Annotated in this window: 15 protein-coding genes; 7 read left to right on the top strand and 8 right to left on the bottom strand. The window is 63.4% G+C overall.

The genetic code is table 11. The features are described from left to right. The first annotated feature begins 291 nt into the window (after positions 1 to 291). Positions 292 to 1464: an NAD(P)/FAD-dependent oxidoreductase gene (locus GTA51_RS08795; RefSeq protein ID WP_160960359.1), complete on the top strand. Its 1173-nt coding sequence runs from the start codon at positions 292 to 294 to the stop codon at positions 1462 to 1464. Here the strand turns inward: GTA51_RS08795 and cls are convergent. Then, positions 1436 to 2848: a cardiolipin synthase gene (gene cls / locus GTA51_RS08800; RefSeq protein ID WP_160960361.1), complete on the bottom strand. Its 1413-nt coding sequence runs from the start codon at positions 2846 to 2848 to the stop codon at positions 1436 to 1438. The two genes, GTA51_RS08795 and cls, sit on opposite strands and share 29 nt — an antisense overlap. A 137-nt stretch (positions 2849 to 2985) precedes the next feature. On the opposite strand from cls, the gene GTA51_RS08805 reads away from it, so the two are divergent. Then, positions 2986 to 3582 (top strand): hypothetical protein, encoded by a 597-nt coding sequence (locus tag GTA51_RS08805; RefSeq protein WP_160960362.1) that lies wholly within the window; start codon positions 2986 to 2988, stop codon positions 3580 to 3582. Positions 3583 to 3811: 229 nt separating this feature from the next. Here the strand turns inward: GTA51_RS08805 and GTA51_RS08810 are convergent, their stop codons facing one another. The 3 genes from GTA51_RS08810 to GTA51_RS08820 all read right to left on the bottom strand — a co-directional run bounded on the left by GTA51_RS08810 (position 3812) and on the right by GTA51_RS08820 (position 7309). Then, on the bottom strand, positions 3812 to 5104 hold the full coding sequence (locus GTA51_RS08810; RefSeq protein ID WP_160960364.1) for an EAL and HDOD domain-containing protein: 1293 nt from the start codon (positions 5102 to 5104) through the stop codon (positions 3812 to 3814). A 116-nt stretch (positions 5105 to 5220) separates the two neighbouring features. Next, on the bottom strand, positions 5221 to 6654 hold the full coding sequence (locus GTA51_RS08815; protein ID WP_160960366.1) for a sensor histidine kinase: 1434 nt from the start codon (positions 6652 to 6654) through the stop codon (positions 5221 to 5223). Continuing rightward, a complete protein-coding gene (locus GTA51_RS08820; RefSeq protein ID WP_160960367.1) occupies positions 6638 to 7309 on the bottom strand; it encodes a winged helix-turn-helix domain-containing protein in 672 nt (223 codons plus the stop codon). Before GTA51_RS08820 ends, GTA51_RS08815 begins: the two co-directional genes overlap by 17 nt. A gap of 305 nt (positions 7310 to 7614) precedes the next feature. Between GTA51_RS08820 and GTA51_RS08825 the strand changes: the two genes are divergently transcribed. The 5 genes from GTA51_RS08825 (at position 7615) to GTA51_RS08845 (ending at position 11905) form a co-directional block, all read left to right on the top strand. Beyond that, a complete protein-coding gene (locus GTA51_RS08825; protein WP_160960369.1) occupies positions 7615 to 8343 on the top strand; it encodes an amino acid ABC transporter ATP-binding protein in 729 nt (242 codons plus the stop codon). Positions 8344 to 8401: 58 nt separating this feature from the next. Then, positions 8402 to 9220: an ABC transporter substrate-binding protein gene (locus tag GTA51_RS08830; RefSeq protein WP_160960371.1), complete on the top strand. Its 819-nt coding sequence runs from the start codon at positions 8402 to 8404 to the stop codon at positions 9218 to 9220. A gap of 101 nt (positions 9221 to 9321) precedes the next feature. Next, positions 9322 to 10023, top strand: a complete 702-nt coding sequence (locus GTA51_RS08835) for an amino acid ABC transporter permease (RefSeq protein WP_160960372.1) — start codon at positions 9322 to 9324, stop codon at positions 10021 to 10023. Between the two features lie 10 nt (positions 10024 to 10033). Continuing rightward, positions 10034 to 10729, top strand: coding sequence for an amino acid ABC transporter permease (locus GTA51_RS08840; RefSeq protein WP_160960374.1), 696 nt, complete (start codon positions 10034 to 10036; stop codon positions 10727 to 10729). Positions 10730 to 11050: 321 nt separating this feature from the next. Continuing rightward, positions 11051 to 11905: an alpha/beta hydrolase gene (locus GTA51_RS08845; protein WP_160960376.1), complete on the top strand. Its 855-nt coding sequence runs from the start codon at positions 11051 to 11053 to the stop codon at positions 11903 to 11905. On the opposite strand, the gene hflX is transcribed toward GTA51_RS08845, so the two are convergent. The 4 genes from hflX to GTA51_RS08865 all read right to left on the bottom strand — a co-directional run bounded on the left by hflX (position 11902) and on the right by GTA51_RS08865 (position 17765). Then, the gene (gene hflX / locus GTA51_RS08850; protein WP_246198064.1) at positions 11902 to 13623 is read right to left on the bottom strand and encodes a GTPase HflX; all 1722 of its coding nucleotides are present in this window, start codon (positions 13621 to 13623) and stop codon (positions 11902 to 11904) included. The two genes, GTA51_RS08845 and hflX, sit on opposite strands and share 4 nt — an antisense overlap. 196 nt (positions 13624 to 13819) lie before the next feature. Next, on the bottom strand, positions 13820 to 15874 hold the full coding sequence (locus tag GTA51_RS08855; RefSeq protein WP_160960377.1) for a methyl-accepting chemotaxis protein: 2055 nt from the start codon (positions 15872 to 15874) through the stop codon (positions 13820 to 13822). A 582-nt stretch (positions 15875 to 16456) separates the two neighbouring features. Beyond that, on the bottom strand, positions 16457 to 17050 hold the full coding sequence (locus GTA51_RS08860; RefSeq protein WP_160960379.1) for an IMP cyclohydrolase: 594 nt from the start codon (positions 17048 to 17050) through the stop codon (positions 16457 to 16459). A 142-nt stretch (positions 17051 to 17192) separates the two neighbouring features. Continuing rightward, positions 17193 to 17765, bottom strand: a complete 573-nt coding sequence (locus GTA51_RS08865; RefSeq protein WP_160960380.1) for a tetratricopeptide repeat protein — start codon at positions 17763 to 17765, stop codon at positions 17193 to 17195. Positions 17766 to 18075: the final 310 nt, after the last annotated feature.

The following is an 18075-nucleotide window of genomic DNA, read 5'->3' on the forward strand; positions in this document are numbered from 1 at the left end:
AGATTACCAGCCAGCGCCGCAAACCCCTTTAAATACTTCTTCCTTTCAGAGGGTCCGGGGGCGATGATCCCCCCTGGCCGCCGGAGGCTTCTTCTGCCTTCTCCTCTCGCGCTCACCCGGCCGCCGCAGCCACTCCCCACCCTTATAACCCCTTGCCTTCAGGTGGGATTCCAAAGGGCTGTCACTCCCTTTGGCCGCCGGAGGCACTCTTCTGCCTTCTCCTCACGCGCTCCCTGTAATAATTTTCCCTGCCCATCTTCCCGGGGCCGCGTCTTTGGCGTAGAAAGGACCATGCTCGCAAAACGCCTTGTCCTGGCCGGCGGCGGCCACGCCCATCTTATGACCTTGTCGCGGCTGGCCGATTTCGCGGCCGCCGGCATTGAAGTCGTCTGCGTGGCCCCGGGGCCGTATCTGGCCTATTCCGGCATGGGACCGGGCCTGCTGGCGGGCCGCTATACCCTGGCCGAACTGCGCTTTCCCATCGCCGCCATGGCGTCCCGGCACGGCGCACGCTTTGAGCGGGGCCTTGTCGCCGCCATTGATCCGGCCGGGCGTCGCTTGCTCCTTCGGGATGGCCGCAGCCTGGGCTATGACGCGGTGAGCTTCGGCCTTGGCAGCCGGGTGGTGCCGGATTTTTCCCTCAGCGACACGCCCGGCGCGACCGTTTTGACGGTCAAGCCCATCGAAAATCTGCTGCTGGCCCGTCAGGCTGTCGAGAGCCGGGTGGAGGCCGGGGGCATGGTGCGGGTGGTGGTGGCCGGCGGCGGGGCAGCGGGATTTGAGGTGGCGGCCAATATGCTGGGGCTTTTTCACCGGTTGGGAGTCGCGGCACCGCATCTCACCGTGGCCGCGCCCCGGGGGCTGCTGCCGGGCTGGCCGGACCGGGCCGTCCGGTTGGCCGGGCGCTCGCTTGAGGATCGCGGGGCGCGGGTGGTCGCGGCGCGGGTGGTGGGGTTGGACAAGGGCACGGCCAGCCTGTCCGACGGCGCGCGCATCGGCTGCGATCTGCTCCTGGCCGCCACGGGCACGCGCCCGCCAGGGCTTTTTACCGAATGCGGCCTTTCGGCCGATTCCGACGACGGGCTGACCGTTTCCGCCTGCCTGCAAAGTCCGTTTGCCCCGGAAATCTTTGGCGGCGGCGACTGCATTCATTTCGGCCCTGCCCCGCTGCCCCGGGCGGGCGTCTACGCCGTGCGCCAGGGGCCGGTCCTGGCCGCCAATCTGCTGGCCTATCTGACCGGCCGGGAGCTGACCCCTTTTCGCGCCACCGGCAAAAACTATCTGGCCCTGCTCAACTGCGGCGACGGCCGGGCGATTTTGCGCAAAGGGCCGTTTGTCACCGAGGGTGCCTGGGTCATGGGCCTCAAAGATTATATCGACCGAAAATTCCTGCGCAGGCTCTCTCCCGCGCGGCCTTTTGCCCCGTCAACCCGCGTTACAAAATCGGCGAGAACAGCCGGCTGACCATCACGCCGGTTTTAAAAAAGAAGGAGCGGTCGGTATAGTCCTCGGCCGTGGCCTGGATACACTGGGCGAAATCGCGCAGCAGCATGGCCTCCACCGCCTGAATAAAGCCCGGGTCGGCCACAGCCAGGGTCAGCTCGAAATTGAGCCGAAACGACCGATTGTCGCAGTTGGCAGTGCCCACCGAGGCCATGGTGTCGTCAACCAGAATGACTTTTTGGTGCAAAAAACCGTTCTGGTAACGGTAAAATTTGACCCCCAACGTCTCCAGGTCCGTCAGATAGGAAAACGAAGCCAGATAGACCATATGATGGTCGGCCTTTTGCGGCAGCATGACCCGCACATCCACTCCGCGCAGCACAGCCAGTTGCAGGGCCGAAACGATCTCCCGGTCCGGCACGAAATAGGGCGAAACGATCCACAGCCGTTTCGTGGCCGCTGATATGGCCTGGAAGAAAAACAGATCGCAGGATTCGATGTCGTCGGCCGGGCCGGTGGGCAACACCAGCACGGGCATGGTCCCGCCAGGGGCCGCGCGCATCTCCCAGTTCAAGGCCGGGGTCTGCCGGGTGGCCCAGTACCAGTCCTCCAGGAAGGTGAGCTGGACCAGGGTCACGGCCGGACCTTCGATGCGCACATGGGTGTCGCGCCAATGCCCCAGCCGGGGATCCTGGCCGAGGTATTCATCGCCGACGTTATGGCCGCCGACAAAGGCCAGATTCCCGTCGGTGACCACGATCTTGCGGTGGTTGCGAAAGTTGAGCTGCAAACGGTTGCGCCAGCCCAGGGTGGTGTTAAACGGCGAGATGTGCACCCCGGCCCGGGTCAGTTCGGCGATGTAGCCGGCGTCCAGGTGATGGCTGCCGATCTCGTCGTAGAGCACATACACCGCCACCCCGGCCCGGGCCTTGGCCAGCAGCTTTTCCTTGAGCTGCCGGCCGAGGCCGTCGTCGCGGATGATGAAAAACTGGACCAGCACATAGCGTGTCGCCGCGTCTATGGCCGTGAAAATGGCCTCGAAGGTGGCTTGGCCGTCGATGAGCAGGCGCACGTCGTTGCCGGCGGTAAAGGGCAGTTCGGCCAGGCGTTCAAGCACCGGAAAAAGACTCGGCAGGCCAGGGGCATGGGGATCGGGCCAGGCCCTGGCGGCATGGAGTTCCGGGGCCATGGCGTTGACCGCCCGGTCGCCGGCCCGGCGCGAAGCCACATAGCCCTGAAAACGGTTGCGCCCGAAAATCCAGTAGAGCGGCACGGCCACGTACGGGAAGGTGATCATGGACATGACCCAGGCCAGAGCACCCTGGGACGAGCGGGCCGTGAAAAGCGCCCGGGCGGCCGAGGCCACGCCAATAAGATGGCAGATGGCAAGAACAACAAACAGCATCAGGCCTCCCCGGCCGAACCGAATCCGCGTGTCAACGCAATGCGGACTTGACCGGCCTTTGCCTCCTTCTATACGCACAAGAGGGTCCGGGCAAGAAAGGCCGGCCCGTTCCCATCGCACCTTTACCGGAGGACTTCATGCACGAGCGTTCCATCGATCTGACCCTGTCCGCCTCGGTTTTCGCCACGGACGCCCTGGTGGGGCGCATTGAACACGTTGTTATTGATCCGTCCCACGGTCGGGCCGCCTACCTGGTGGTACGCGAGGAGGCGCTGCCCAACACGCTGCGGCTGGTGCCGGAAAAATTCGTGACCAGTTCCGACGACAAAGGCGTGCACCTGTCCATCGACGCCGCCAAAGTGGCCGGGCTGCGGGAATATGTGATCACCGACTACTATCCGCCGTCCTTTTTCCTGACGCTGGCCGCCAAAGAACATTGTAAGCTGCCGCTGGCCCCCTCCAGCTGGAGCGTGGAGCGCCCGGCCACACCCCAGGGCGATGTGGCCCTGTCCGGCCATGAGGCGGTCCACGCCACCGACGGCAAAGTGGGACGCCTGGACGGTGTGCTGACCGAAGCCCACTCCGGCCGCGTCATCACGCTGCTGCTGCGCCAAGGCCATTTGTGGGGTGCGCGCGAAGTGGCCATCCCGGCCGGACTGGTGGCGGCCTACGAAGACGGCGTGGTGCGCTTAAACGTCGACACCGCCACCATCGCCGCCCTACCGGCAGCATAGACGAGAGGGGAGGAGAAGGCAGAAAGAGAAGAGGAAGAGTGCCTCCGGCGGCCAAAGGGGTGACCCCTTTGGAATCCCTCCTGAAAGGCAAGGGGTTAAGGGGGACGTCTGCCGCCTCCCCCTCCCCTAAAAACTTCTTTAATTGCAGGGGTCCGGGGGGATCATCCCCCCGGCCGCCGGAGGCCTCTTCTGTCTCTTCTGCCTCCGGCGGCCGGCTGCCGGTGCCCGGCTACTGGCGCGGGCGTTTGCTTGGGGCCGTGGGCGGCACGACATCGGCCTGGCTGACGAAAAACCCGCTGCTGTAGGCCATGGCGTCGCTGGCGCAGACCTTGACCACGTCCAGTTCCAGACCGAGTCGGCGGGTCAGTTCGGACAGCCGCGGCCAATCCGAGTCTTCGATGCATTCGGCCAGATCGAGCAGGGGTTGGTATTCGTTTTGCGAATCCCGGCGCAGAGCGGATTTCAGCTTCTCATCCAGCGGCAGATGCTCGGTCACCTTGGCCATGGGCAGGCCCAGGATGGCGTCGAGCAGCGAAAAAAGCCCCAGCAAAAAGAGCGTTCCCGGATTAAAATCCCAGAAATCGTAGCGCATGGTCACCAGTTCCATAAAGCGTGCCCGCTGCAGCGACAGCTCGGCCAGTTCCCGGGGCAGATCGCCGCCCTGGGACATGTCGGCCAAAAGGACTGCCCGCAGCCAGTTGCGTATTTTGATGCTGCCAAGGACCATGATGGCCTGGCGGATGGACTGGATTTTTTGCGGGAACCCGAAAGCGGCGCTGTTGAGATACGACAGCAGGCGAAAGCTCACCGACACGTCGGCGGAGATGGCTTCGGCCAGGGCGTCCACGTCCGGGTCTTCGGATTCGATGAGCTGCAGGAGTTGGAACCGGCTCATCTGGTGGGAGGTGAGCTTGCGTTCGGCGATAATCTCGGGTTCCTTGAAAAAGCGGCCCTGGAAGATGGAAAACCCGGCGGTTTTGAGCGCCTCGAAGTGGTCCAGGCCCGTGACCTGGCTGGCCCACAAGGTGACCTTGCGCCCCTTGCTGCGGGCGGCCACCCCGGTCGGGTCGGCCTCCTGGCCGGCATCGAAGCACCACACATCGGCCAGATCGGCCAGTTCCGGCAGATGCTCCCGGCCCGGCCCGACGTCCACGGCCAGGGAATAGCCGTCGCTGCGCAACTGGCGGGCCGCGTCCAGGACCGGCCCGGCCTGGGTCACGCGGCCGGTGAATTTGACCACGCCATGGGCCGGCGGCAAGGCGTAGGGTGCCTGGGTCAGCAAGCCGGCCTCGTCAAAAGGGGCCACCACTTTTTTGCCGCGTTCCACGGCATGCTGCACGCCCATATAGGAGGTGGAGGCCAGGGAGCCGGCCAGTTGTTCCTGATCGGTAAAGCAGGCCAACGTCGCGCAGGCGTCGGCACCGCCCTGGATTTCATAGCCCCACAGTTTGCGTTTGACATCAAACAGGGCTTGCTTGGTGAAAAAAAACTGGCTGGCACTGGTCTGGCCGTTCTCGCTCATGTTCGACCCCGATGTGGTTTAACGGTTGGAGGCGGCGAGGCCATAAAGGTTTGCCCCAACGATGCCCCAGGCGCGGGGCTTTGACAATGCTTTTCCCCCTCCGCGCGCCAACTCGGTCAAGCGGTGCGGCCGGCCGGCGCGGGTTGGCCGGCCGGTACCGGGGCGGGCAGCACAAAGGTAAACGCGCTGCCCGCCCCGGGAACGCTTTCCACGTCGATGACCACACCATGGGCAAAAAGCACCGCCCGCACCAGCGACAGGCCCAACCCCAGCCCCCGCTTGGTCCGGCTCTTGTCGGCCCGGTAGAGGCGCTCGAAAATGCGGGGGATGTCGTCGGGGTGCATGCCCTCGCCGGTGTCGGCCACCCGCACGGCCACGCCGGCGGCGAGCTTTGTGGCAGTGATGGTCACCTGGCCGCCCGGCGGCGTGTATTTGACGGCGTTGTCCAGCAGATTGGCCAGCACCTGGCGCAGCCGGTCGGCATCGGCCACGACCTCCAGGGGGCCGGCGGCATGGGCGCGCAGCGACACCTGTTTTTCCTCGGCCGCGTATTCGTAGAGTTCCGCTGCCTCGGCCACCAGCCGGGCCATGTCCGTGGGGGCCAGATGCAGGCGCATGGCCCCGGTTTCGGCTTCGGAGATGTCCATGAGGATGCCGAGCATGGACACCATGCGCCGGGTCTCTTCGGCGCAGTCGAGCAGGGCCTCACGCAGTTCTTCGGGATCGTTTTTGGTGGCGGCGGCCACTTCCACGGCAGCCAGGGTGCGGGTGGCCGGGGTGCGCAGATCATGGGCCACGTTGTCCAGGGCCTCGCGCATGCCGGCAATAAGCGTGCGGATCTTGTCGAGCATGGCGTTAAACAGCCGGGCCAGCTCGCTGAGTTCATCGTCCACGCCGACTTCCGGCACCCGGGCGTCCATGCGGCCGGTGTCGATGGCCCGCACGGTGTCGATCAAGTCTTTGATGGGTGTCAGCACCCGCCGGGCCAGCAGGAAGCCGGCGGCCAGCCCGAGCAGGGTCACCGGAATCATGATGCCGGCAAAGATGACCCGGAACCGGCCCAGCAGATCCTCGCGTTCGCTGGCGTCCTTGCCCAGATACACGGCCCCGCCGCCGGGCAGCGTCCGGCAGGCCACCTCGATCAGCCCGCCTTCGGCCCCGGGATCGGGCAGAAAAAACCACTCGACCGCCTGCTCCGGGGCCACCGGCAACGCCGCGGGCAGGGGCTGGCTGTCGTCCGGGGTCAGCTCGAAACGATGCGCGCCGTCCGGGCCGTCCACCCGCAGCAGATACTGTTCGACGTCGATATTCTCCCGTTCCAGGCGCAGAAAATCCACCAGCCCGGTGAGTCCCTTTTTCTGGCTCACCGAGGCATACTCCCGCATTTTCTGCGCCATGGCCGCCCGGTCGCCCTCGCGCACGGCACCGGAGAGCAGGGAATAGGCCAGCACGAAAAGCGTCAGGGCGCTGAAAATAAAGATCAGGGAATACTGGGCGGTCAGACGAAACGTGGTGGAGCGGATAAGTGGCCGGTTATTCCTTGAGAACATAGCCGACCCCGCGCAGGGTGTGGAGCAGCTTCGTGTCATAGTCCCGGTCGATCTTGTTGCGCAGCCGGCACACCAGCACGTCCACCAGATTGGTCTGGGGGTCGAAATGGTAGTCCCAGACATGTTCCATAATCATGGTCTTGGACAGCACCTTGTTGGGATTGCGCATGAAATATTCCAGCAGGGCAAACTCGCGCGGCTGCAACGGTATGGCCGTCCCACCCCGGGCCACTTCCCGGGTGAGCAGATTCATGGACAACTCGCCAACGGCAAGGCGGGTGGGTTCGGCGATGTTGGTGGCCCGGCGAATCAGCGCCTGGACCCGGGCCAGCAGTTCGGCAAAGGAAAAGGGCTTGGACAGGTAGTCGTCGCCGCCGGTCTCCAGGCCCCGCACCCGGTCCTCCACCGACCGTTTGGCCGAGAGGATGATGATGGGGGTCATGATCTTTCGCCGGCGCAGTTCTTCGATGACCTTAAGGCCGTCCATACCCGGCAGCATCACGTCGATGATGGCCACGGCATACGGCTCGCAGGCCGCCAGTTGCAACCCGTCCGGGCCGTTGGCGGCGTGGTCTGCGGCAAAGCCGTTTTGGCGCAGGCCGTCGAGGATGAAGGAGGCAATTTTTTCATCGTCCTCAATCAGGAGGATGCGCATGGGGCAAGTGTCCTTGTCGCTGTGATCGGCGGCCTCGGGTGTGGGCGACGGCGGCCGTACGGTGTGCGTCCCGGTATACATACCGGCCCCCATACTGACCAGCCTGCGGCTGCGCCAGGGGGAGTTCCCCTTTTTTCAAATCTGTAATCGCCATCCCGGCGTAACCCCTGCCGGCGGCCGGCACGGATTGACAAAAGGGTTCGATTCAAGCAGTTTTGTGCATTGCAGATTCGCCTCGTCGTATTGCCGTCTGCGGCCGCCGCGAGGCGACCGAATGCGTTTTGCCCAAAGGAATTGGTGCCCCCATGGCCATGATTGAATTTCATAACGTCCAGAAATGGTACGACAGCTTTCACGTGCTCAAGGGCATCACGGATTCCGTGGACCAGGGCGAAGTGCTCGTCATCTGCGGCCCGTCAGGGTCTGGCAAATCCACCCTGATCCGCTGTGTCAACCGCCTGGAAGAATACCAGACAGGGCACATCCTGTTCGACGGCCACGATATCCACGGCGACGACCTGGACGTCAACAAGCTACGCTGCGACATCGGCATCGTCTTTCAGCAGTTCAATCTCTATCCCCACCTGTCGGTCCTGAAAAACATCACCCTGGCCCCGATCAAGGTCAAAAAGATGGCGCGCAAGGAAGCCGAGGAGCTGGGGCTGGCCCTTTTGGAGCGCGTCGGCATCCACGAGCAGGCCAAAAAATTCCCCGCCGAACTCTCCGGCGGCCAGCAGCAGCGCGTGGCCATCGCCCGGGCCCTGGCCATGCGGCCCAAGGTCATGCTCTTTGACGAACCGACCTCGGCGCTGGACCCGGAAATGATCAACGAAGTCTTAAACGTCATGAAAGACCTGGCTCGCGACGGCATGACCATGCTGTGCGTCACCCACGAAATGGGCTTTGCCCGGGAAGTGGCCGACCGGGTCGTCTTTATGGATTTCGGCCAGATACTCGAAAGCGCCCCGCCGGCAGATTTCTTCAGCAATCCCCGGCACGAGCGCACCCGGCTTTTCCTCAAGGAAATCCTGTAGCGCCCAAAAAGCGGGCAATAGCCCGCAAACCCTTCAAATGCCTAGAAAGGAGGCCTCCATGCGCATTGCAGTCCGGTTTACCGTTCTTGCCTGCCTGCTCACCCTTTTTGCGGCCATTCCCGCCCTGGCCGGCAAACTCGAAGACATCAAGGCGCGTGGAGCCCTTGTGGCCGGCGTCAAGGATTCCCAGCGTCCCTTTGGCTACGTGGACGAAAAATCCAACCAGATCGTGGGCTTTGAAATCGACCTCATGCAGGCGCTGGCCGAGCGCCTGGGCGTCAAACTCGAACTCAAACCCGTGACCTCCTCCACCCGTATCCCCATGCTCACCCAGGGTGCCGTGGACATCGTGGCCGCCACCATGACCCACAAAAAAGAGCGCGAGGATCAGGTCGATTTCTCCATCACCTATTTCATGACCGGCCAGAAGCTGCTGGTCAAAAAAGACGGCGGCATCAAGTCCGTGGCCGATCTGGCCGGCAAGAAGGTCGGGTCCGTCAAGGGTTCCACCTCCGAGCAGAATGTCAAAAAGGCCCAGCCCGACACCACCGTCATCTCCTTTGAGACCTACCCCGAAGCCTTCCTGGCCCTTAAGCAGGGCAAGGTCCAGGCCATGACCACCGACGAATCCATCCTGGTCGGCGTCAAAAACAGCGATGACAAGCCCGAAGCCTGGGACATCGTGGGTGAATACATCTCCCCCGAACCCTACGGCCTGGGTGTTGCGGAAAATGATTCCAAGTTCCGCGATTTCGTCAACCTGGCGCTCATGGACATGTGGACCAAGGGCGAATACCAAAAGATCTACGACAAGTGGTTCGGCAAGGACACCAAGGACTATATCCCGCTGACCTGGAAGATGGAGTTGTGGCCGTAGACGAGGCCGCCTGACGTATACTTTGCCGCGCGGCCGGGGGGATTGCCCCTCCGGCCGCCCTTGCGCCGGAGTCCGCTCCGGCCGGTTCGTGGGGAAGACTCTTGGCGTATCAATTCGATTTCGGACAGGTGGTCAGCGGGGAATACGGCCAGTGGCTGCTCTCGGGGCTGGACGTCACCCTGCGCATCTCCGGCATTGCCATCGTGCTGTCTCTGGCCCTGGGCACGCTGGTGGCTGTTTTGCGGCTGTCCAAGGTGCGCCCGCTGGTCTGGCTGGCGGCCTCGTTCACGGAATTTTTCCGCAACACGCCCTTGCTGGTACAGATTTTTTTCTGGTATTTCGGCTCTTACAGCGTGCTCCCGGACGCTGTGAACGAGTGGCTCTACGCCCGCGACTTCGAATTCGCCTGCGGCGTCATTGCGCTGACCGTCTACACCGCCGCCTTTATCGCCGAAGAAATCCGGTCCGGCATCTTCTCCATCCCCAAAAACCAGCTCGAAGCCTCCCGGGCCTGCGGCCTGTCCTTTCTCCAGGCCATGGCCTACGTGATCTTGCCCCAAGCCTTTCGGGTCATCATCCCGCCACTGATTTCCCAGTTTCTCAATCTCATCAAAAACTCGTCCCTGGTCATGACCATCGGCGTCATGGATCTGACCTACATGGCCCGACAAATCGAGGCCCACACCTTCCACGGTTTCGAGGCCTTCACCGTGTCCACGCTGATGTATCTCACGATTTCCTTGATCGTCTCCTTCTCCGTCAACCTCTATAACCGCTACGTGCTGCACGTGCGGTCACGGTAGGAGGCTGACGATGCATTGGGACACGGTTTATAAAAATTTAGACTACCTCCTCATCGGTGCCTACCCCCAGGGACCACTGGGCGGGCTGGCCATGACCGTCATCCTGGCCGTCGGCGGCATCTTCGGTGCCTTCTGGCTGGGGCTGGGCTGCGGCCTCATGCGCATCTCCAAACGGCGTCGCCTGCGCTGGCCGGCTATGTTTTTCATCGAAATCATCCGGGGCACGCCGCTGCTCATGGTCGTCTTCTGGTTTTATTTCCTGGCACCGGTGGTCTTTGGCCACACCCTGCCCGAAGCCGAAAGCGCGCTCATTGCCCTGATCGTTTTCACCAGCGCCTACATCGCCGAAATCGTGCGCGCCGGCGTCGAGGCCCTGCCCAAAGGCCAGATGGAGGCCGCCCGAGGCTCGGGCCTGTCCCATGTGCAGGCCATGATCTTTATCATCCTGCCCCAGGCGCTCTTCAATATGATCCCGTCCTTCGTCAACCAGTTCGTTTCCTTGACCAAAGACACCTCCCTGGCCTTTATCATCGGTGTGAACGAACTGACCAAGGCCGCAACGCAAGTCAACAACCGCACGCTCACCGCACCCACGGAAATTTTCATCACCATCGCCCTGCTCTATTTCGTCATCTGCTACTGCTTAACGGAATTCTCCCGCTACCTCGAACGCCGCATCAACCGCTACCAGGCCCGCGGCCGTTAGGCGAGAGAAGGGAAGAGAAGGCAGAAGATGCCTCCGGCGGCCGGGGGGATGATCCCCCCGGACCCCCCGACGGGAGAAGTTTTTAAGGGGAGGGTGAAGCGGCAGACGCTCCCCTATAACCCCTGCCTTCCAGGAGGGATTCCAAAGGGGCCACCCCTTTGGCCGCCGGAGGCACTCTTTGACGCTACAAAAGTCCACCGCCGGGGCAACGCCGTTCCCCCTTCACCCCTTTGGGGGGTCCGGGGGCCTCAGGCCCCCGGCCGCCGGAGGCATCCCCCCTTATTCCCTCACCCTCATCCTCACCCACTGTCCGGGAGCGCCATGAAATACGTTGCTGTTGCCTGTATTGCCGCCATGTTGGCCTATTGTGGCTACCTCACGCTGCTGTATGTGGGCCAGGACGCCATGGTCTTTCCGGGCCGGGTGGCCAACCCGGCCCGGACCGCAGACATCAAGCAGTATTACAAGCAATTGGAAGCGTTTGACGTCACGGCGGCCGACGGGACAGGGCTTCACGGCTATTATCTGCCGCGCCGGCGTGACGGCCGGCTCCAGCCGGCGGTGCTTTATTTTGCCGGCAACGCCGAGGAGCAGACCGGGTTTTTCCTGTGGTCGCCCAATGAGTTGAGCGCCTACACGGTGGCCGGGGTGGACTATCGGGGCTACGGCACTTCCGATGGCAAGCCGACGGAAGCGCTGGTCAAGGCTGACGCGCTGGCTGTGTACGATGCGCTGCTTAAAAAACTCGGGCCGGATGGCCGCATTGTGGTCATGGGCCGCAGTCTGGGTTCGGGTGTGGCGGCGTATGTCGCCGGCAACCGGCCGGTTGCCGGGGTCATTTTGGTGACGCCGTATGATTCCCTGGCTGCCGTGGGCCAGGGCAGCCACCCGTTCGCCCCGGTGCGCCTGCTTCTGAAGCATCCCTTTGACGTGGCCCCGGATGCAGCCCGGGTCACGGCACCGGCGCTGTTCCTCATTGCCGGGGACGACACGCTCATCCCGCCACTCCACGCGAAGCGGTTGGCCGAGGTCTGGCCCGGCCCCAAAGCGGTCGAGACCATTATCGGGGCCAGCCACAACAACCTTCTTGATAATCCTATGTACTGGAAATTGATTCGTGAATTCCTGGAGGGGTGCCTGGGGACCGGCGCGCCGCAGCCGGCTGCCGCCAATTAGTCGATAAGCGCCTCGTCCGGGTCCGGGACGGCGTACGGGACAGCGTCTGCCGGCCCAGCCTCGGCTTCTTCGGCCCCGGTGGCATTGTTTCGCGTCACCCGCGCGCCCGGCCCGCTGCGCACCCGGTCCAGGATGGCACCGGTCAGTTCACTTAGGCCCTCGCGGGTCTTGGCCGAGAGCGTTATGGCTTCGGGAAAGACATTTCGCAACGCACCACGTAATTCCTCGGGCACGGAATCCCACTTGTTGAGCACGAACAGGCGCGGCACGTCGCCAAGCTCCATCTCTTGCAGGATATCGGCCACGGCGGCGGCTTGGGCCTCCACCTCGGGATGGGAGGCGTCAGCCACGGCAACGAGCAGATCCGCTGCTTCCAGTTCTTCCAGCGTGGCCCGAAAGGCTTCTTTGAGCTCCTTGGGCAGTTCGCGGATAAACCCCACCGTGTCGGTCAGGATTATCTCGTGGTCGCTGGGAAAGCGCAGCCGGCGGCTGGTCGGATCGAGGGTGGCGAACAGGCGGTTTTCGGCCAAAACGGCGCTGCCGGTCAGGGTATTGAGCAGCGTTGATTTGCCGGCGTTGGTATAGCCGACAAGCGACACCACCGGCAGTCCGGCCCTGGCCCGGCCGGCCCGGGCGGCGGCCCGGCGTTTGCGCAATTCCTTGAGTTCATCCTTGATGCGCCCGATGCGTTCGCGAATGCGCCGCCGATCCACTTCGAGCTTGGTTTCGCCCGGTCCCCGGCCGCCAATGCCGCCCATGAGCCGCGACATGGCCCGGTCCTGGCGCACCAGACGCGGTTGCAAATATTTAAGCTGGGCCATTTCCACTTGCAGCTTGCCCGAGCGGGTGGCGGCGTGCTGGGCAAAAATGTCGAGGATCAACTGGGTGCGGTCGATGACCCGCAGTTGGGTCACCTCGGCCAGGTTGCGGATCTGGGACGGCGACAGTTCGCCGTCAAAGACCAGCAGCGAAGCCCCGGCCCGCAAGGCCGCAATCTCGATCTCGGCCAGTTTGCCCTTGCCGAGCAAAAATTTCGGATTGACCGTGGCCACGCGCTGCACCACCCGCTCGGCAATATCCAACCCGGCCGTGTCGGCCAGGGCGGCCAACTCGTCCAGGGAGGCTTCCTGGACGGGCTTGGGGGTGCTGGCCACGCTGACCAACACGGCGCGCTCGCGGCCCGAAGCGGATTTGCCCGGGGTGTCGATGCGCTCGCCTTCGCGGGCCAGTTCGGCTTCCAGGGCCTCGGCCAGGGCGGTAAAATCCTCGTCCACCCGGTCAAACGGACGCGGCGGCAGCACGTCGTAGGGCGCGTCGCCGGCTCCGGGCGGCAGCAGATGGGCTACATGCAGCGCCACAGGCGCGGCCAGACCGTCGATGGTCAGCGCCGCCACGGAGTCCAGGCGCAAAAAGAGCATGTCGGTCAAATCTTCTTCATTGAGCGGCTCGCCGGCCAGATGGACGTGGAGCAGGCGCAGCCCGCGCAACCGGCCGGAGCTTAAGCGCGCCCGGTCGAGTTCGGGGATGAGGATGCCCTTTTGATTGCCGACGATGATGTGGGCCGGGCGGCCTTTGCGATCAATGAGCAAGCCGACCTGACGACCGATGCCGTAGGCGATGGCGGCCAGTTCCCGGGCCTGATCGACGGTATAGCCGCCGACAGCGGGATAGCGCCGCGTTCCCAAACGTTCCAATGCTTTGACCTGACTGGGTTTCAGTCCGATCACGTTGCCGACGACCTTGGCAGCTATGGCGAATCCTTTTTGTTGGAGGGGCAGTGCCGCAGACGCGGCGACCGGGCAGTACAAGAATTACCGAACGGCATGCCTGTAGCGCGCTAGCCGCCCCTCCGGCAAGGGGTCGTAGCGTCGTTTGGCTGGAACAGGGGCGCAAGGGCGATGGAAACGACTGCGGCTAGCGGCCTTCGCCGAGGCTGTTGCTGCGAAACGCCGCCACCAGATCTTCCAGGCCGTCCACCTGCCGCGTCAGATCCTCCACCACACCGGCCGATTCCCGCATACCCTGGGCGATCTCCGAGGACAGGCGGCTGACTTCCTCTTCGGCCCGGTTGATCTCTTCGCTGGTGGCCGACTGCTCCTCGGCCGCCGTGGCAATGCCCTGGACCTGGGCCGACGTCTCGTCCACCAGGGCCACGATCTGGGCCAGGGCCGTTTCCGAAGCGCCGGCCAATTCGGTGGCGTCAGCCACGGCCCGGGTCGCTTCGTCCACCTTGGCCATGCTGTCCCGGGCACCGATCTGGATGGCCCCGATGGAGGCACCCACTTCCTTGGTGGCGGTCATGGTCTTTTCAGCCAGCTTGCGCACCTCATCGGCCACCACGGCAAAGCCCCGGCCGGCATCGCCGGCCCGGGCCGCCTCGATGGCGGCGTTTAAGGCCAGCAGGTTGGTCTGGTCGGCGATGTCGGAAATGACGTTCATGATGGTCCCGATGGCCTGCGCCTTGGCCCCGAGTTCGTCCATGCCGGCCTTGACCTCGCGGGATACCGCGTCCACGCGGCTGATGGCGGCGATGGATTTTTCCACCACCGTGCGGCCATTGACGGCCTGGGCCCGGGCGTCGTCGGCCTTGGTCGAAGCGGCGGCGGCATTCTTGGCCACTTCCAGCACCGTGGCGTTCATCTCTTCCATGGCCGTGGCGGTTTCGGTGGTGCGGCGCTCCTGCTCGCCCACCGAGGTGGAAACCGTGGCAATTTCCCGGGAAAGCTGCTCGGCCACGCCGGTCAGGGTGTCCATGACGCCTTGCAGGCGGTCGGCGGCCATGGCCAACCCCTGGCTTTTGGCAGTTTCAGCCTGCTCGTTGGCTTGCCGGGCCTCCTCCAGAGCTGTGGACACCCGGTCGGCCTGGGCCAGGGCTTCCGCACCCTTGGCTTTGGCTTCTTCCAGGCTGGTTTCGATGCTGGCGCTCATGGCGCTTAAAGCCTCGCCAAGCGTTTGCAATTCGTCGCCACTGGCAATGTGCAGGCGCTGTCCGTGGTCGCCCTTGGCCACGGCGGCGGCGAAGTCCATGCAGGCCCGCAGCTTGCCCAGGACCGCGACATTAAGCAGCATGAAAACGGCAGCCAGAATGGCCAGGGTGACAGCCAGGGCGATGCCGGCATTTTGCCGGGTGGCCGCGTCGGCATAGGCGCGAAATTCCGCCAGCGGCGCTTCAACAACGACACGCCAGCCGGTTTTGGCATCAAAGGCGACGGCGGCCAGATGGTCACCGGAAGCATCGCTGTAGTCCAGGACCGCGTTGCCGGTGGTGGCCAGAATGCGCTTGCCGATGTCGGTGGCGGCGAAATCCGTCTTCATGAGCAGCGACTTGTCGGGATGGGCCAGGATCATACCCTGGGCGTCGAGGATAAAGGCATAGCCGGTCTGGCCGATCTTGGTCGCGGCCAGATCGGCGGTCAGCGATTCGAGATCCATACCGCAGTTGATCAGGCCAACGAGTTTGCCGGCCCCGTCGCGGATAGGCTGGGCCAGCACCACGGCGGCTTTGCCGGTGGTGCGGCTGATAAGGGCCTTGGACACCACGTCGGTCTTGGTGTCCCGGACCACAGCGGCAAAATAGTCCCGGTCGGCCACATTGACCTTGCCGATGGCGGCTGGATTGGTGGAGGCTGTGGCCAACCCTTTGAGGTCGAAGACATTGGCGTAATCCACGCCAACCATGCCTTTGACCAGGGTGGTGAGCAAGGCGTTGGCCTCGGCGGCGCTCTGCCCTTGGGCTGCGGCGACGAGTTGCGGCGTTTTGGCGAAACTGGCCAGGAGGGCGAGGTTGTCCGTCACCGAGCCGGCCACCTCCTTGAGCATCGCCTGGTCCAAAAGGACCATGGACTGGCTTTCGACCTGCTTGAAGGCCGATTTGACGGAGCGGTCGTTGCAAATGACCAAAGCCGCCATGCCGATGACGACAATGCCGAGGATCGGTGCAAAAAATTTGGCGCGAAGTGAAAGACGCATAGCGTTCCCTCCAGACGAGAGTTCCGGCGTGGCACAACAAAGCCACATGACATTATTTATATATATGTCACAAGACCGGCACCATGTCTATCGGCTCGCTGTGAAAAGTGATTACTCTGGCAACCTATTTGGCCTGCCTCCAGGGAGGATATTCTTCCAATTCTGTAAAAAGTGATTTCTCTCTTCTGACAGGGCGCAACGCAATGCCAGGCCGCAAGTGCAGCCTTTGCAAATCTGGAGCCGGCCGCATTGAGGCCGTGGAGTGGCCCGGCCCAAGATGGACAGAGACATGGAGCAGTGGTGTGCAGCCCGGTTCAGAGTCGCTATGGTAAAATACGACACAAAATGCTGTGTGTTGTGGCAAGCCTGCGGGATGTGGCGGTGTGAGGCTCAAAAGAGTGCCTCCGGCGGCCAAAGGGCTGAGCCCTTTGGAATCCCTCCTGGAAGGCAGGGATTTAAGGGGAGCGTTTGCCGCTTCGCCCCCCCTTATTAACTTCTCCAAGTGCAGGGGTCCGGGGGGATCATCCCCCCGGCCGCCGGAGGCCTCTTCTGCCTCTCCTGCCTCTTCCGCTCTCCCCCCTCTTAGGCATCAGCCAAGTACGTGGCGATGGCGTCGTCGTAGGTGCTGGTCTGGCGGAAGGTGGCGGCGGCGGTTTTTTGGCGCAGGGCCAGCGGGGCCTGCATGGTGTTTCCGGCCAGGGCGTCCATGACTTCGGCATAGAAAGCCGGGTCCGGCACCACCAGGATGGAGGCGAAATTTTTGGCAGAAGCGCGCAGCAGGGTCGGGCCGCCGATATCGATCTGCTCCACCATTTCGGGCAGGGGCAGTTTTTTCTCCAGGGCCTTGCCGAAGGCGTAGAGATTGACCACCACCATGTCAAAGGCGGCGATGCCGTGTTTGGCAAGGGTGGCCAGGTGTTCGGGATTGTCCTTGTCGGCCAGGATGCCGCCGTGGACGTTGGGGTGCAGGGTTTTGACTCGGCCGTTTAAGATTTCGGGAAACCCGGTCACGTCGCTGACGGAGGTCACGGGCAGCCCCGCTTCCATGAGCAGTTTGCGGGTGCCGCCGGTGGAGACCAGTTCGACCCCGGCAGCGGACAGGAACCGGGCCAGTTCAGGCAGACCGGTCTTGTCCGTGACGCTTAACAGCGCCCGTTTGATTGGCAAAAAATCCATGCTGGACCTCGCTTTTTTCAGGCGAGGTGCCACAACCCGGCCGGCTTGGCAAGGGCGCGGGGCGCTCCTGGTCGGGACGTCCGGCCGCTGACGGGTCTTCGGCCGGACGTCGCAAAGGGATGCCGCGTATAGGGCGAGAAAGCTAGGCGGCGACCCGCTTGAGTTCCTCGGCCAGTTCCCTGGCGGCAGCATTGGCCGGATCCTGCAACAGGATCTGATCCAGTTCGTTGCCGGCTTCGGTGTGGCGGCCGAGATTGACCAGACAGCCGGCCAGGGTGAAGCGCACCTCGTGCTTGATGGGGTCCAGGGCGAGGTAATCCTGCAAATAGGGCAGGACTTCCCCCAGACGTGCGTCGGCATGGGCCAGCCGCACGAGGCCGAAAAGGGCCACGAGGTTTTCAGGATTTTTCGCCAGGGCACCCTTGAAATGGGTGAAGGCCTCGGCAGTCTCGCCACGCTCCATTTCGATCAGCGCCATGCCCGACAGGGACCGGTCGTCGGCCTCGATGGAGGAGGCCTTGCGGTAGAGCAGCATGGCATCGTCGAGCTGGCCGCGCTGGACGGCGATGGTGGCCAGACCCAGATAGGGGTCGGGATGGATGCCGTTATTGGTCATGGCCTTGCCGTAATACTCTTCGGCTTTGTCCAGGTCGCCCATGAACAGATAACACTCGCCGAGTTCCTTGTTGATTTCGTAGTCCAATTGCCCACTCATGACATCCCCTCCATTCGCGGCAGCCCGTTTTGCTGGATTTGGGCGCTTGCCGTTTCGCGCCGCCTGGCAGCGACGCCTCAGATGGTACGTGTCGGCTTTCGCCGGCCTGGCAGTGCGACCTGTCAGGTGAAGCGTGTCTAGCAATCGGTGTGCCAACCTGTTTTTGCCGCCTGCCTCCGCGTTCCAGGGCCTTGGCAGCAATGAAGGTTTTGGGAAATGCGCTTCGCTTTATTAGAATGTGAAACATATATCCGGAAAAAAATTCCTGACACGCCGACGCGTTCGATCCGGCTGGAACGCTTTTTGCCCT

The organism is Solidesulfovibrio aerotolerans, from assembly GCF_009856865.1.
Taxonomy (GTDB): Bacteria; Desulfobacterota; Desulfovibrionia; order Desulfovibrionales; family Desulfovibrionaceae; genus Solidesulfovibrio; species Solidesulfovibrio aerotolerans.